The 15,379-nt window shown below is 72.7% G+C and carries 11 protein-coding genes; 1 reads left to right on the forward strand and 10 read right to left on the reverse strand.

The features are described 5' to 3' along the window. Both Q0195_RS00755 and Q0195_RS00760 read right to left on the reverse strand, forming a co-directional pair. Positions 1–2,590: BACON domain-containing carbohydrate-binding protein (locus Q0195_RS00755; protein WP_299273234.1), on the reverse strand; the 2,590-nt coding region annotated here is incomplete at its 3' end. Between the two features lie 356 nt (positions 2,591–2,946). Beyond that, positions 2,947–3,876: a glycosyltransferase gene (locus tag Q0195_RS00760; RefSeq protein ID WP_299273236.1), complete on the reverse strand. Its 930-nt coding sequence runs from the start codon at positions 3,874–3,876 to the stop codon at positions 2,947–2,949. Positions 3,877–4,679: 803 nt separating this feature from the next. Here Q0195_RS00760 and Q0195_RS00765 point away from each other — a divergent pair. Next, positions 4,680–6,140: a sugar transferase gene (locus tag Q0195_RS00765; protein ID WP_299273238.1), complete on the forward strand. Its 1,461-nt coding sequence runs from the start codon at positions 4,680–4,682 to the stop codon at positions 6,138–6,140. Positions 6,141–6,200: 60 nt separating this feature from the next. Here Q0195_RS00765 and Q0195_RS00770 read toward each other — a convergent pair whose 3' ends face one another. From Q0195_RS00770 to rpsE, 8 genes are all read right to left on the reverse strand, one after another. Next, entirely contained in the window at positions 6,201–8,720 is a 2,520-nt protein-coding gene (locus Q0195_RS00770) for a LuxR C-terminal-related transcriptional regulator (RefSeq protein WP_299273240.1), read from the reverse strand. A gap of 2 nt (positions 8,721–8,722) precedes the next feature. Next, complete coding sequence (locus Q0195_RS00775) at positions 8,723–11,206, reverse strand: LuxR C-terminal-related transcriptional regulator (protein ID WP_299273243.1); 2,484 nt, start codon at positions 11,204–11,206, stop codon at positions 8,723–8,725. Positions 11,207–11,213: 7 nt separating this feature from the next. Beyond that, complete coding sequence (gene map / locus Q0195_RS00780) at positions 11,214–12,041, reverse strand: type I methionyl aminopeptidase (RefSeq protein ID WP_299273245.1); 828 nt, start codon at positions 12,039–12,041, stop codon at positions 11,214–11,216. Further along, a complete protein-coding gene (locus Q0195_RS00785) occupies positions 12,041–12,616 on the reverse strand; it encodes an adenylate kinase (RefSeq protein ID WP_299273248.1) in 576 nt (191 codons plus the stop codon). The genes map and Q0195_RS00785 overlap by 1 nt, the downstream gene beginning before the upstream one ends. After that, entirely contained in the window at positions 12,613–13,917 is a 1,305-nt protein-coding gene (gene secY, locus Q0195_RS00790; protein ID WP_299273251.1) for a preprotein translocase subunit SecY, read from the reverse strand. The genes Q0195_RS00785 and secY overlap by 4 nt, the downstream gene beginning before the upstream one ends. Before the next feature lie 148 nt (positions 13,918–14,065). Further along, positions 14,066–14,536 carry a 50S ribosomal protein L15 gene (gene rplO / locus Q0195_RS00795; protein ID WP_299273253.1) on the reverse strand — a complete coding sequence of 157 codons (471 nt, stop codon included), beginning with the start codon at positions 14,534–14,536 and terminating at the stop codon, positions 14,066–14,068. A 2-nt stretch (positions 14,537–14,538) separates the two neighbouring features. Continuing rightward, positions 14,539–14,721, reverse strand: a complete 183-nt coding sequence (gene rpmD, locus Q0195_RS00800; protein ID WP_299273256.1) for a 50S ribosomal protein L30 — start codon at positions 14,719–14,721, stop codon at positions 14,539–14,541. Continuing rightward, a partial coding sequence (gene rpsE / locus Q0195_RS00805) for a 30S ribosomal protein S5 (protein ID WP_299273258.1) occupies positions 14,721–15,379 on the reverse strand: 659 nt, incomplete at its 5' end. The genes rpsE and rpmD, both read right to left, overlap by 1 nt.

Raw genomic sequence — 15,379 nt, forward strand, 5'->3', positions numbered from 1 at the left:
TGCCCACCTCCGTGTCGCGCGACCCGCCCGACGCCGTCCGCGCCGTGAAGTCCCAGCCGTCGGCGAGGAGCTCGGCGCGGCCGGCATAGTCGAGCACGAGGTGCGTGGTCCCGTCGCCGAGCACGTCGAGGGCGACCGGGATGGTCACGGGGCTCCCCGTCGCCCCGGGGGCGGCGACCACGATCGTGCCCTGGTGCGCGCCGGCCGGCAGACCGTCGGCGTCGATCGAGACCTCGACCGTTCCCGGGCCGGTCCCGGAGCTCGGGGACACCGAGAGCCACGCGGCCCCCTGGGTGACAGAGGCCGTCCACGCCAGCGTCCCGGTGCCCTCGTTCGACACGGTGAAGGAGTCCGTCGTCGAGCCGCCGGCCGGCACCGAGGCCGCGAGCTGTGCTCGGGAGACGGCGAGGACGGGCTGGGTGCTCGCCGTGACGGTGACGTCGTGGTAGGTGGCCAGGGGCAGTCCCCCGGGTGAGGCGCCGGTGATGAGGGCCAGCCGCGGGTTGGTGAGGTCCGCCGTCGTGGTGCCCAGCGTCGTCCACGTCGTCCCGTCCACCGAGTACGACCCGGTGATCGTGTCGCCGCTCGCGCGCTGCAGCCGCAGCAGGATGCCCTGGGTCGCGGAGACGGTCGGCTCGGCGAGGATCACCGGGACCTGGTCGGTCTCCGAGACCATGGAGATGCGCTGGGCAAAGTTGAAGTTGCGCGTCACGTAGACGAAGTTGTCGTCGTCGCCGTACACCGCCAGCCCCGCCTGCTGCCAGTTCGCCGTCGGTGCGAAGCTCACCCGCGCCTGGACACTGGTCCACGTCGCCGGCAGGTCCCGGAACAGGGTGTTGACGGTGTTGTTCATCCCCGCCCACACGTCACCCGCATCGGCCGGCACCTTCACCCCGTCGGGCGAGTACTGCACCACCGCCCCGCTGCCCACCTCCGTGTCGCGCGACCCGCCCGACGCCGTCCGCGCCGTGAAGTCCCACCCGTCGGCCACCAGCTCGGCCCGGTTCGCATAGTCCAGCACCAGGTGCGTCACGCCCGCAGCCAGCACCCGTACCGACACCCCCACCGACACCGGGCCGCCCGCAGCGCCGGGTCCCGCGTCGACACGGACGGAGCCCTGGTAGGTGCCCGGCTCCAGGTCGCCGGCGTCAACCTCGACCAGGACGGTGCCCTGGCCGCTGCCCGAGGCGGGCGTGGCCGTCAGCCACTCCTCCCCCTCCTCGACCGTGGTGGACCAGGTCAACGAGCCGCTCCCCGCGTTGGACACCGTGAACGACAGCTCCTCGCCCTCCCCGGTGGGCACGGTCGCCCGGAGCTCCTGCGGGGCCACACTGAGCACCGGGGGCACCATGTCGCTGGTCGCGACGGTGACGGACCGGGGCTGGAGGCCGACCGGGGCGCTGAACAGGGTGCGGTCGCCGCCGTCGCGCACGTCGTGCGGGACGCGCCGGCCGTCGACCAGCACCTCGGTCACGTAGGCGGCGCCGCTGGTGTCGACCTCGAAGGTCACGAGGTCGTCGGGGGTGACGGCGTCCTCGAAGTCCCGTTCGGGTGTGACGGGCATCGGCAGACGCGCGTAGTCGAAGGTGATCGCCTCGGGCGCCTGTGCGTAGTTGCTGATGACCGTCCGGTCGCGCTGGAGGATGTACTTCACGACGGTGCCGATCGGGGCGGTCCAGACGTCCTTCGTCGTGGCGTAGCCGATGGCCCCGTCGTCGTTCGTGTAGCCGTGCAGCACGAGGTTCGCCCACTTGCCCTCTGCCTCGGCCGCGTCGACGATCGACCGCAGGTCCTCGGGCGGGTACGGCTCGTGCTCGTGGGAGTTGAAGCTCTTGAGGTTCATGAAGTTGCTCGGCGTCGGGTCCTCGAGCGCGTTGATGTGATAACCACGCGCCGAGAGGAAGTACTCGGAAGCGACCTCCTGTGCCGCCGAGTTCGTGTGCCCGCACGGCCACACGAGGGAGACGACGTCGTCGAGCGACCCGGTGGCCGCGGCGATGCCGGCCACGTTCGCCTCGATCTCGTAGCGCAGCTGCTGCTCGGTGACGTCGACGCACGGGTGGCTCACCAGGTGCGCGCCGAGCTCCATACCGTTGGCATGCATCTCCGGATAGAGCTCGGGAGCCTCGGTGCCGTTGGCGACGAACGTGCCCCCGTAGCCGAACCAGAGCAGCTCCTCGTAGCCGGCGTACCAGCCGTCGTCGGTCGAGACGGAGAACGCGCCGCTGTGCCCGTCACGCCAGTCCGCGAGCGTGACCGGGAGGTCGGCGTTGACGACCACCGCTGTCTCGACCACTGCCGTGGCGTCATCGTCCACGACCTCGACCGTGGCGCGGTGCACGCCGACGGGCAGGTTCGCACAGTCCGCGCTGACAGTGACCTCGACGGTGCCCTCGCCGCCGTCCTTCGTGACCGTCAGCGACTCTTCCTCGTGCGAGGTCTCACCCTCGTCGACGACTGCGGCGTCGACCCAGCTCTCGTCCACCATGACGTCGACGTCGACGTCCGGCTCTGAGACCGGGACGAACACGGACTGCTCGCCGTCGCAGGCGCTCCCCTCGGTCGTCCGGAAGACCACCTGCCTTGCCACGACCTCCTGGTCAGCCGTCCGGGGCACCGGGTCGGCGGCGGCAGGTAATACGAGGCCCGCGACCGGAAGCACTGCTGCCAGCGCAGCTGCCGGCAGGGACGAGGAAAGCTCGCGGAGGGTCATCGGACTCGCTTCCTCCAGTGGAGTGGAATGGCGCACTCGGACGTCGTGGGCACGACGGGAGCAACCGCCCTGCCCCGGAGCCTAGGCAGTGACGGCCCACGTCCCACGAGCTTTGTCTGCGACCTGCGGATGATTCCGGTCCGCCGCGAGGGTTAGGCGGAATCCCTGAGGGTGATCTCTGCTCGTGACCCTCCGATCCGACCGTCGTACCTCGACATCTGCCCCCGACGTCGTCATCTGCGGGCAGTGGTATGCGCGTCATGGACGTCGCTCGGCCCACCCTGAGCGGCGGACCGGGCGCGTCGACCGAGCAGGGCGCGCCCACCGACAGCCTTGAGCCGGTCGTACTTCGCCTGCCCGAGCGCCCAGACCAGTCCCCGACGCATACCCGCTCGGCACCCGTCGCGAACCTCACGGGCCGGTCGGAAGAGGAGCCGGTCGCGGATCACCTGGCTCAACCCGGGCACACGCGCATCGTCGAGCGCCCCCGGGAAGCGGGCCCGGAAGGGATCGGGCGAGACCAGCTTGCCGCGGACCCGGTTGCTGACGTTCCGGCCGTGCACGACCTGTAGCCAGGCAGGTCCGCCACCGACGCGTTGGACCGGCATGATCCGCCCCAACGTGTTGTGTGGCCCCGCCCAGCAGGTCGCCGGTGCGTCCCAGGTGGTCGAGACGGCACAGAATGCATTGACGGGATCACGCCGGAGGTACGTGAGGTTCCCGGCCAGGACGAGTCCGGAGACGAGGTAGATCACGCACGGCGCCGCCGCCGGCTCGACAGCGCAGAGCCGCGCCACGAAGTCCGAGGCCAGGGCGTCGTCGTTGTCGAGATTCGCGGTGATGAGCCGAGGCGCGGTCGCACCGCTGACCCGGCGCAGGTCAGCGAGCAGGCCCGCCGCGTCGACCTCGGCGCGGTACACCGGGGTCACCACGTCCTGCCACCGGTGGATCCGGTCACGGAGCCACTGTGGGCTCTGGGGGTCGAAGTACACGAGCCAGTGGAACTCGCTGACGGACTGGGCGCGTACCGAGGGCAGGCAGAACCGCTCGAACAGGCGGACCCGGTCGTTGAGCCAGCCGTCCTCCGCTCGGATGTACTCCTCCAGGCCGACCGACGGCAGGTTGAAGCGCGTGATCAGGACGACGTCGGCCGGTGCGGTCATGCGCGAACCTCCGTCTCGACCAGCCGTCAGGCGCCGCGGCCCTCCTGCGTCTGCGGTGCCGTCCGACGCCACCCCGGGGCCTCCTCTGTCCGACTGCGAGCGGCCGGGCAGCGATGCCCGGTCCGCCCTCCCGCACTGCACGTCGGGTCCGGTTCGGACCGTCCGCCGAGCGGGAACTGCCCCAGTGCACCATGGGAGCGCAGCCCAGGACAACGGTCCGCGCAGATGAACCACACATGATGCGCAACGGGTGACCAGGGTGAGCAGCGCCGCCACCCGTCCGCCGGCCCGCCTCGACGGCCCGAGACACCGACGGGCGGGAGCGCGATGCGCTCCCGCCCGTCGGCCGGCTCCGGCACAGGTAGCGCCGAGGCTCAGCCACCGGCCCCACGACGACCGGGCGGTGCCGTCATGGGGCCGGTGTGCACGGCACAGCCAATCACCGTCCGTCCCCGGCGTCAGGAGGGCGGCGCGGATGATCGGCGGTTGACACCCACCCCGTACGGGGGTGACCCGAGCCACACGGCATCACCCGTCACCCCGATCACCCCGGAGCACCCGGGCCGGCTCATCCGCAGGTCATCCGCCACCGCCCCGCCCGCGTGCCGTGGACCGTGCCAGATTCATGGCCACACGGAGGACGGTCCAGGTGGCCGGCTCCCCCTCTCCCTGGAGCGACGCCGCTCCGGGAACGACCTGACGTTGGAGGTGGCGGTGGACACGCGTTGCTGCGATGGCCCCGGCATGCCCCTCACGCCCACCGCGTCCCCTGCTCCTGGGATGCGAGCGATCGGGTGGGTGGCGTGACCCTTCGTCCCGAGACCCTCCACCCCCACGACCCCGACGAGCCGCTCGCCACGCCGGCGGACCACCCGCGGGTCCCGCGGCGCGAGTTGTCGTGGCGGCGGGCCGCACGTGCCTACATCCTCATCATGGCCACGACGGACTTCCTCGTGACGTTCGCGGTCGTCACCTCCCTGTGCGTCCGGGAGTACGGCCTCGTCGACGCGGTCGAGCTGGGGGTCCTCGCGGCCGCCGGCCTCGTGGCCACCACCGCGCTCTACCACGGCTACCGACGACAGCACGCGGTCATCGGCCCGGAGGAGCTGCGCAGCATCCTGCCGGTGGCGGGTGTGCTCGCCGTGGTGTCCCTCGTGCTCCAGGGCCTGGGCATCCTCGACGTCCCGCACGCGCTGGTGCTCGAGGCGCTCGTCCTCACCGCCGTGCTCACGACCCTCACGCGTCTGCTCCAGCGCACGGTCGCCCGTCGTCTGCGGGCGGAGGGACGGCTGACCCGCCGCACCCTCCTCGTCGGCCCGCTGCCCAGCCTGCGCCCGGTGTTCGACGCCCTGGACGACGCCCGCTGCCACGGCCTGACGATCGTCGGGGTGTGCGCCCCGGAGGGCCCCGGGGAGCCGCCCGGCACCGTGCTGGGCTCCTACGACGCCGTCCCGCGGCTCGTGTCGGAGCTGGCGGTCGAGGCCGTCATCGTCTCCGCCGACGCGATGGACGCCACGGAGCTGCGCCGGCTCGGCTGGTGCCTGCGCAACGAGCCGGTCGAGCTGCTCGTCCTGCCGCCGCTCAGCGACGTGCTGCCCCGCCGGCTCCACCTCGAGCCGCTGGCCGGCACCCCGCTCCTCTCGGTCGCGGTGGCCGAGTCGCGGGCCCAGCGGCTCGCCAAGGCGGTCGTCGACCGGACGGTGGGGACGGTGCTGCTGCTCCTCGCCCTGCCGGTCATCCTCGGCGCGGGTGCTGCCGTGCGGCTGACCTCCCGTGGGCCGGCGTTCTTCGCGCAGACCCGGATCGGGATGCAGGGACGGCCGTTCACCATCTACAAGCTGCGCTCGATGTACCTCGACGCGGAGGAGCGGCTCGCCGAGCTCCGCGAGCGCAACGAGGGCAACGGCATGCTCTTCAAGATCCGCGAGGACCCGCGGGTCACCCCGGTCGGGCGGACGCTGCGCCGCTTCTCGATCGACGAGCTCCCCCAGCTGTGGAACGTCGTCCGGGGCGACATGTCGCTGGTCGGCCCGCGTCCGGCACTGCCGAGCGAGGTCGCCGAGTACCACCCCGACATGGCCCAGCGGCTCCAGGTCAAGCCCGGCCTCACCGGGCTGTGGCAGGTGAGCGGTCGCTCCAACCTCAGCGCGGAGCGCTCCGTGCGCCTCGACCTGCGCTACGCCGACAACTGGAGCGTGGCGATGGACCTGCGGATCCTGCTCCGGACGGCGCGCGCCGTCATCCGCGGCGACGGGGCCTACTGACCGGCCCCACCACGAGCTCCCGGGGGCGTCGTCAACGGCGCCGACGCCTCCGGGAAACGGCTACCGCTGGTCCTCGAGGAGGGCCAGCTCGCGGGCCCGCGTCACGGCTTCGCCACGGCTCGTCACGCCGAGCTTGCGGTAGATCCGCCGCACGTGGGTCTTCACCGTCGACTCCGACAGGTAGAGCCGTCGTCCGATGTGTGCGAGCGGCAGCCCGTCGCTCAGCTCCCGCAGCACCCGCAACTCGGCGGCGCTGAGCTGCTCCACCCGCAACGGCTCCGGGAACACGGTGTCCCGCCCCGTCAGCGGCGGGCTGTCGAGGAACGTGTGGGCCCACGAGCCCGGCTCGGCGATCGCCTCGAGGTCGGACCGCGGGACGGTGAGGAACGGCAGCAGCACCTCGGTGTCGCTGCCGATGCCCACCGCGGTGGCGAGGTGGTCGACCGCAGCGTCCCGGTCTCCCGCCCGCAGCGCCGCGCAGGCGTGCAGGAGCAGCAGCTCCAGCCCGACCCGCGGACGGAGCCCCGCGTAGGCAGCGGCGTCCTCGGTGAGCCGCAGGGTCTCGGCGTAGGCGCCGACGTAGAACGCGTGCCGGGCCCGGCTGGCCCGGTTCCACGCACCGTCGCCGTTCGCCTCCGCGAGGTAGGCACCCGCCCGGTCGATACGGCCGTCGGCGAGGGCGAGGTCGACCCGCAGCGCGAGCACAGCGGCGCGCAGGACCTCCTCCACGTCCTCCAGGTGCTGGGCGGTGTGCCGCTCCAGCTCACTCCTGGCCCGCCCGAGCCGGCCCATGAGGATGTCCCCGAAGGACGCCGCGAGCCGGCTGAGCTCGACCAGGGGCGTCAGCCCCGGGCTGTGCACGTCCGGGAGCTCGGGCCAGGAGACCTCCTCCAGCCGGAGCGCCGCGAGGACCGTGCGGGTGAGCGGCGCGGCGATGAGCTCCAGACCCGCCGGCTGCGTGTCGAAGCTCGCCATGTGCCGCGTCCACCGGTCCGACCACCGGGTGTGGCCGAGCAGGGCCAGGGACAGTGCCACACCGCCGGCCGCCTCCCGGGCGGCAGCGGCGTCGCCGAGCGCCTCGGCGCACCGGCAGGCGAGGGCGAACGCGTACGCCGCCTGGACACCGTCGTTGTCGTAGAGCAGGGACAGCGCCCACTCGGTGAGCAGCTCGGGGGCCGCCCGGCACGTCTCGGGGTCCATGTCCGCGGGCCGGCCCGGTGTCAGCGAGCTGTCCAGGTGACCGAGCAGCACCTCGGAGGCCCCGTAGGTGGGGTTGGTCTCGAACCGCAGGGCCAGGCGCTGGGTCGTGGTCAGGGCGTGCGCCGGCAGGGTCCGGCCCGGCAGGAGCAGCCCGCCCCGCAGGGCGGCCTCCGCCTGGTGGGGGACGTCCCGGTCGAGGATGTGGTCACGGGCGACGACCAGACGCGGGCTGGAGCGGACCAGGTCGCGCGGCATGGTGAGGACGGCGGCCCGGACGTGGTCGGTGTGACGCCGGAGCAGCTGGGCCCAGTGCTCCTCCAGGACGAGGAGGGCCAGCGGCCAGGCCTGGGCCCGTCGGGCGTACTCGAGCGCTGCGACGGGGTCGTGCTGGGCGCGGCGCAGCCGGCCGAGCCGCTCGTTGAGCTCCCGGTACCGCTCCGGGCGCTCCGCGGCGAGGTGCTCGAGGAGCGCGTGGCGCAGCCCGGCCGGGTACCGGAACCCCTCGTCGCTGCGGACCAGGGTGAAGGAGTGCTCGAGCACCACCTCGGCCGCTGCCCGGTCCTCGGGGTCCTCGAAGAGCGCCGGGAGGTCCTCCCGCCGCAGCAGGTCGGGGACCGCGAGCCCCGTCACGATGTCGTGCCAGGGCGCGAGCTCCGGGTCGGACAGGACGAGCGCCGCGTACCGGGAGGCGGCCGCCCGGTCGGTGACGAGCCGGCCGTCGGGTCCCCGCCGGGTGTCGAGCAGCGCCGCCCGCACGAGGGCGGGCCAGCCGGCGTACTCCGCCACCAGCCGTGCCACGTCGTCCCGGGCTGCGTCCAGCCCGAGCTGCTCGGCCAGGAGCAGCGCCTCGTCCACGGTGAGGACGAGCTCGGCGACGTCGAGGACCCGGGTGTCGACCGTCGTCGCGCCGATGCTCGTGATCGGTCGCTCCACCCGCGAGGTGGCGACCACGTGGACGAGCTCGTGCGCCTGGATGATCTCCACCAGGGTGCGGTCCACGGTGGTGTCCTGGACGTGGTGGAGGCCGTCGACGACGAGGACGAGCCGCTGGGTGAGGTGCCGCAGCGCGTCGGTGACCGACTCTGGTCCGGGTGCTGCCTCGGGTGCCGCGAGCTCTGCGGCGACGAGGGTGTCGTGCAGCGCGGCCCAGAGCTCCTCGGCGTCGGTGGGCCGGTTGAGGTTGATCCAGGCGGCGGCGCGGTCGTCGAGCGCACCGCTGCGCAGCCAGAAGGCGACGGTGCTCGTCTTGCCGAACCCGCGCGGCGCGCGCAGGACGGTCAGCGGGGGCAGGTCGCGGACCACCTCCTGGGCGGCCGGCGTGGGGCAGAAGATGCTCGGGACACGCGGCAGCCTGCTCCGGTAGGAGCCGCGCGCACTCACGGTTACCGGCGCTCCGAGACCAGGCCGCGGCTGAGCATGACCGCCTCGTCACGGTTGGCCGCGCCGAGCTTGCGGTAGACGTGGCGCAGGTGGGTCTTGGCGGTGTTGACCGACATGCCCAGGGCCTCGGCGACCCCCGCGGGGCCGGGCTGGTCGCGCAGTGCGAGGAGGACCTGCAGTTCCCGGGCGCTGAGCGTCTCCAGCACCCCGGACGCCGCCGTCGTGCGCCGCTCACGGGTGCCGTCGGCCAGGGTGAGCGAGCGCAGCGCGAGCAGCTCGGGGTCGTGGCCGGCGAGCGCGTCGAAGACCTCCGAGGAGACCATGGCGAAGGGACGCCGCTGGCCGGTCTCGTGGGAGATCCGCACCGCCCGGGAGAACCGCTGCCGGGCGGCGGTGAGCTGCCCGAGCCGGTACAGCGCGGCGGCGATGACGAGCTCGCTGAGCAGCCGGCTGCGGGCGGTCATCCGGGGGTCGGTCAGGCCGCGGGTGGCGACGTCGATCGCCTCCTGCTCGCGGCCCTGGAAGTGGAGGAGGTAGGCCCGCGTGGAGGACGAGACGAAGGTCTCGGCGAGGCGGTCGAGGACCTGCTCGGCGACGTCGACCATCCCCCCGGCGACGAGCAGCTCGACGAGCTGGGTGCCGACGGTGGACTCCGCGATGCCGCCCGGCTCGAGGTGGCGCAGCGCCGAGCGCAGCTGGCCGATCGCCTTGGCCTGGTCCTCGCTGCTGCCGTATATGGAGGCGTACATGCCGCGGGCGTTGATCGCCAGCGCCCACAGCTCGTCCCGCCGGGCCGGCTCGACGATCGCCTCGACGGCGTCGTGCACGTCCGGCCGCATGGCGTCGATGGAGGCGATGGCCCGCATGATGCGCCCGCCGACCCGGACGAGCTGGCTGACGTCGTCGTCCTCCCCGCCGGCGACGACGTCGGCGAGCTCGGGGTCCTCCAGGAGGTCCAGGGCCAGGTCGGCCTCGCCGTGGATGGTCTTGGCCGTGAGCAGGCCGGCGATGCCCAGGAGCCGGGCGGTGCGGTCGTCGTGGGTCAGCCCGTGGTCGCGCACCCGCTCGAAGGCGTAGGCGGCGGCGTCGTTCTCACCGGCGAAGATGGCGGCCACCCCGGACTGCACGAGGACGAGGATCTCGTCGGTGGTCTCGCTCATCTCCCGCCAGCGCTGCCGCACGGCGGCGTCGACGAATCCCGCCCCGGCCGGGGCCCAGGTGGGTCCGCCGTCGCTGCCACCGGTCATCCGCGGCAGGTGGCGCCGCACCACGCGCAGGCGGGGGTCGGAGGCGACGACGTCGTGCGGGAACTGCACGGCGATCTCGATGAGGCTCTGCGGGTGGCGGGTGACGAGCGAGGACCACTCCTCCTCGATGATCCGCAGTGCGGTGTCCCACTCGCGGGCCCGCACCGCGTGCCGCAGCACCCCGATGGGGCCCTCCTCCTGGGCGGCGAGCGCCATGAGGGCGATGTGGACCTCCCGCTCGACCTCCGGGTACTGCTCGGCGGTCACCCGGCGGATGGCGTCGCGGATGGCCGGGGGGTAGGAGTAGCGCAGCCCGTCGACGGTCTCCCGCTCGCGCAGCAGTCCCCCGAGCCGCAGGTTGCGCAGCTCCCGGATGGCGGTGCCGTTGGGGACGATGGCGCGGGCCGCGGCGGCGGAGAACTCGTCGGGGACGGCGGTGCGCATGAGGAACTCGCGCAGGCTGGCCGACCGGAGGTCGGCGAGGAGGGTCTCGATGTAGCCGTCGACGGTGGCCGCCTCCACGGTGGCGAAGTGTCCCCCGACCGCGGCGGCGGTGATGCACGTGCGTACGGCCGCGGGCCACCCGCCGAGCTCCATGACGAGCTCGTCGGCCTGGTCCTCGGTCATCGCCACACCGTGCCGCTCGGCCAGGGCCCGCGCGTCCTCCGGCTGCATCGCCAGGTCGGCGGGGCGGACGACGATGAGGTCGACGGACAGCGCCCCGACCGTCTCCAGGGAGCGCAGGGCCCGGGTGGCGACGACGAGTTCGAGCGCGGCGCTCGTCCGCACGAGCTCGAGGAGGTCCTCGTCGACCTCGTTGCGGCCGTCGAGCAGACCGGCCTCGTGGAAGTTGTCGAGGACCAGCCGCAGCGGCTCCTCGTGCTGGAGCAGGGCCTGCAGCACGGCCGCCCGTTCGGCCTCGCCGTGCTCGGCGTCGACCGTGCCGGTCGCGGCCACGTCGACGCCGAGCCCGGCGTCGGTCAGCGTGTCGTGGAGCGCGAACCAGAACCCCGCGGCGAGCCGGGCCTCGGCGTCCAGCGGCACGTAGATGGTGGGGACGTCGTCCTCACGCGTGGTCAGCCAGTGGACGAGCGCGGTGGTCTTGCCGTAGCCGCGCGGCCCGCGCAGGACGGTGAGGGGGGCCCGGGCGTCGAGGGCGGCGAGGACCCGCGCCGGTATGTGCGCGGTGCGGCTGGCACGGGGAAGCGCCCCCCTAACCCGCCGCCCCAGGCCACCCATGCGCATATCATGGCAGAGGGGCGACGGTCACGTTCCGGGTTTTGAGCTCAGCGGCTCCGCCGTCCCGTGCGGTGAGCACCCACACGCCGTCCTCGGTGAGCGCCACCGTGTGCTCCCAGTGGGCGGCCCGGCCGCCGTCCTCGGTGACGACGGTCCAGTCGTCGGACAGCACGCGGGTGCGCCCGCTGCCCCGCGCGAGCATGGGCTCCACCGCGAGACACATCCCCTGACGCAGCCGCGGGCCGCGCCGGGAGGTGCGGTAGTTCGGCACGTCCGGGGGCTGGTGCATCGCCGACCCGATGCCGTGCCCGACGTACTCCTCGACGATCGCCAGCGGCTCGTTCCCCCCGGCCGCGTGCCCGGCCACGGCGTCCTCGACGGCGTCCCCCACCACGTCGAGGCGGTCGCCCGTGGCCAGCGCGGCGATGGCGTCCCACATGGCGGTCCGGGTGGTCTCGCTCAGGGCGTGGTCCGCGGGGTCGCCCTCCCCCAGGACGACGGTGAAGGCGGCGTCCCCGTGCCAGCCGTCGACGACGGCGCCGCAGTCGAAGGAGACGATGTCCCCGTCCTGCAGCACCCGCGTCCCGGGGATCCCGTGGACCACCTCCTCGTTGACGGAGATGCACACGTGGGCCGGGTAGCCGTGGTAGCCCAGGAAGTTGGAGCGTGCCCCGGCGCGGTCCAGGACGTCGCGGGCGACCTCGTCGAGCTCGGCCGTGGACATGCCCGGTGCCGCCGCCTCGCGCAGGGCGTCGTGGATGTCGGCGACGACGAGCCCGGCCCGCCGCATGGCCCGGATCTGGTCCGCGGTCTTGTACTCGATGCGCTCGCGCATCAGCGTGCGTTCAGCGCGGCGAGCAGGCGCGCGGTGACCTCCTCGACGGTGCCGATGCCGTCGACGCGGACGAGCAGGTCACGCCCGGCGTAGTGGTCGGCCAGCGGCGCGGTCTGCTCGTGGTACACCTCCAGCCGGCGGCGGATGACCACGTCGGTGTCGTCGGCGCGGCCCTGCTCGGCCGCGCGGCCCAGCAGACGCTGGACGACGACCTCGTCGTCGGCGGTGAGCTCCAGCACGGCGTCCAGCCGCTGCCCGCGCTCCTGAAGCATGGCGTCGAGCTCGTGCACCTGGTCGAGGGTGCGGGGGTAGCCGTCGAGCAGGAAGCCCTCGGCGGCGTCCTCCTGGGCGAGGCGGTCGCGGACCATGTCGTTGGTGATCTCGTCCGGGACGTACTCCCCGGCGTCCATGTACCGCTGTGCCCGCCGGCCCAGCTCGGTCCGTTCGGCGACGTTGCTGCGGAAGATGTCGCCGGTGGAGATGGCGGGGATCCCGAGCTCCGCGCTCAGCCGGGCGGCCTGGGTGCCCTTGCCCGCTCCGGGCGGACCGAGGAGGACGAGTCGGCGGGCGGTCATCGCAGGAACCCTTCGTAGTGACGCTGCTGGAGCTGGGAGTCGATCTCCTTGACGGTCTGCAGACCGACACCCACGACGATGAGGATGGAGGTGCCGCCGAGCGCGAAGCCGACCGTGTCGGGCAGGTTGAGCGCCGCGAAGACGATGACCGGGAAGATCGCGATGATCGCCAGGTACAGCGCACCCGCGGAGGTGATGCGGGTGATGACGTACTGGAGGTACTCGGCGGTGGGACGCCCGGCACGGATGCCCGGGATGAAGCCGCCGTAACGCTTCATGTTGTCCGCGACGTCGTCGGGGTTGAACGTGATCGACGTGTAGAAGAACGCGAAGAACAGGGTGAGGAGGAAGTAGATCGCCATGTACAGCGGCGCCGACGGCGAGAGCAGGTTCAGCGTGATCCACTGCACCCAGCCCTCGGTCTGGTCCCCGAACTGCGCGAACAGGCCGGGCAGCGCGAGGAGCGAGGAGGCGAAGATGACCGGGATGACGCCCGCCATGTTGATCTTCAGCGGGATGTAGGTGCTCGACCCGCCGTACATCCGCCGGCCGACCATCCGCTTGGCGTACTGGACCGGGATCCGGCGCTGCGACTGCTCGACGAAGACGACGACGAGCGTGATGACGAGGAGCAGGGCGATGACGATCGTGACGTTCGCCAGGCCGTTGGCGGCGCCGCCGACGGACCACAGCGCCGACGGGAAGCCGGCCGCGATCGAGGTGAAGATGAGCAGGGACATCCCGTTGCCCACGCCGCGCTCAGTGATGAGCTCGCCGAGCCACATGATGAGGCCGGTGCCCGCGGTCATCGTGATGATCATCAGGACGATGGTGACCCACGAGTCGTTCGGGATGAGCGGCACGGGGCAGCCCGGGATGAGGTTCCCGCTGCGGGCCATCGTGATCATCGTCGTCGACTGCAGGACGGCGAGGAAGATGGTCAGGTAGCGGGTGTACTGGGTGAGCTTGGCCTGGCCGGCCTGCCCCTCCTTCTGCAGCGCCTCGAAGCGCGGGATGACCACCCGGAGCAGCTGGGTGATGATGCTCGCGGTGATGTAGGGCATGATCCCCAGCGCGAACACCGACAGCTGGAGCAGTGCCCCGCCCGAGAAGAGGTTGACCAGGCCGAGCAGGTCGTTCGTGCTGCCGACCATGTCGAGGCACTGCTGCACGTTCGGGTAGGACACGCCCGGGGTGGGGATGACCGAGCCGAGGCGGAAGATCGCCATGATCCCCAGCGTGAAGAGCAGCTTGCGCCGCAGGTCCGGCGTACGGAACGCCTGGGCGAATGCGCTGAGCAATCTTCCTCCTGGTAGGTGACGACGGCGGGCAGTGCCTCGCCGGCGGGTGGACCGCCACGTACTGTACCGTCTCGCGCCGCGGCTCTCGTCGATGTCCGCCGACGCGAACGGGCGGCCCGGGTCACCGGGCCGCCCGTCGGGCGGCAGCTCACGGCTGGGTCAGGGACCCGCCTGCTGCCTCGATCTTCTCCTTGGCCGAGGCCGACCACGCGTCGGCGACGACCTCGAGCTTGACGTCGACCTCGCCGCTGCCGAGCACCTTGACCGGCCGGCCGGCGCGCACGGCGCCCTTGGCCGCGAGGTCCTCCGCGGTCACCTGGCCACCCTCGGGGTAGAGCGCGGCCAGGCGGTCGAGGTTGACGACCTGGTACTCGGTGCGGAAGGGGTTCTTGAAGCCGCGGAGCTTGGGCAGCCGCATGTGCAGCGGCATCTGCCCGCCCTCGAACCCGGCCGGCACCTGGTTGCGGGCCTTGGTGCCCTTGGTGCCGCGACCGGCGGTCTTGCCCCGCCGTCCGCCCTCACCGCGGCCCACGCGGATCTTGGCGCTCTTGGCGCCCGGCGCGGGACGCAGGTGGTGCACCTTGAGGGTGCGGTCGGGAGTCTGCTTGGACTCTGCCATGGTTACTCGACCTCCTCGACGCTGACCAGGTGGGCCACCGTCGCGATCATGCCGCGGACCTCGGGACGGTCCTCACGCACGACGCTCTTGCCGATCCGGCCCAGGCCGAGCGTGCGCAGGGTCTGGCGCTGGTTGTCCTTGCCGCCGATGGCGGACTTGGTCTGCGTGACCTTCAGCTGTGCCATCACGCACCGACCTTCCCGGCCTCGGCCTGCTTCTCCTCGCGGGCCTTGGCCTCGCCCTCGGCCCGGTTGCGCAGCATGACGGCGGGCGCCACACGCTCGACGGGCAGGCCGCGGCGAGCCGCCACCGACTCGGGCTCCTCGAGCTTGCGCAGCGCGTCCACCGTGGCGTGCACGATGTTGATCGCGTTCTCCGAGCCGAGCGACTTGGTGAGCACGTCGTGGATCCCGGCGCAGTCGAGGACGGCGCGCACCGGACCACCGGCGATGACGCCGGTACCCGGGGCGGCGGGACGCAGGAAGACGACGCCGGCCGCGGCCTCACCGGTGACCGTGTGCGGGATGGTCTTCTGGATGCGCGGGACGCGGAAGAAGTTCTTCTTCGCCTCCTCGACACCCTTCGCGATGGCCGCCGGCACCTCCTTGGCCTTGCCGTAGCCAACGCCGACCGTGCCGTCGCCGTCGCCGACCACCACCAGAGCGGTGAAGCTGAAGCGCCGACCGCCCTTGACGACCTTCGAGACGCGGTTGATCGTGACGACGCGCTCGATGAACTCGTTCCTCGGCTCGGCCCCGCGACGGCCCTCGCCCCGGCGGCCGCCGGAGCGCTCGCCGCCGGCGGTGCCGGTACCGGAACCGGTCCTGCTTCGCTGCGGTGCAG

The organism is uncultured Georgenia sp., assembly GCF_937958535.1.
GTDB lineage: Bacteria > Actinomycetota > Actinomycetes > Actinomycetales > Actinomycetaceae > Oceanitalea.